Annotated in this window: 2 protein-coding genes; both read right to left on the bottom strand. The window is 36.7% G+C overall.

Annotated elements, in window-relative coordinates; genetic code table 11:
- Positions 1–128 (bottom strand): hypothetical protein (locus Y887_RS21625; RefSeq protein ID WP_211257035.1); only part of this gene is annotated, 128 nt, incomplete at its 3' end.
- A 1-nt stretch (position 129) separates the two neighbouring features.
- Positions 130–411, bottom strand: a 282-nt coding sequence (locus Y887_RS20860) for a neck protein (RefSeq protein WP_046965670.1), incomplete at its 5' end; no start/stop codon positions are given.

Raw genomic sequence — 411 nt, 5'->3', positions numbered from 1 at the left:
GCTAATATTTGGCTGTTTTTATAATGATTGAAATTTACATAAGGATTTAGTATTTCGGTTTCATTGGTCTGAGAATAACCTGTGCTGTTTTCCAATTTAGCAAAGAGATTTTTATCGTAAGTAGCCATATTAACCTACCAAAATTCCAAATGGAGGGTCAAGTAAGTATAATTCTTCGCGCAGTGCTTCTTTTTCTAAACGAGCTTCTTCTATTAAGCGCTGCCCATCAATTGTAACACCGCCAGGAAGCATCATACCTTGGTGACGTGCTAAAATTTGACCATTTAATTCTTTAGCTAAAGCTGTAGCATAGTCTTTCACCCAACGATTATTATAAGCACCTTGCTTAACATTAGGGTCCTGACCAACAACACGACCTACTAAATTGTGGTCTGGATTATTGTATCGTTC

The organism is Xanthomonas pisi DSM 18956, from assembly GCF_001010415.1.
Classification (GTDB): Bacteria; Pseudomonadota; Gammaproteobacteria; order Xanthomonadales; family Xanthomonadaceae; genus Xanthomonas; species Xanthomonas pisi.
This window is presented reverse-complemented; position numbering and strand designations above follow the sequence as displayed.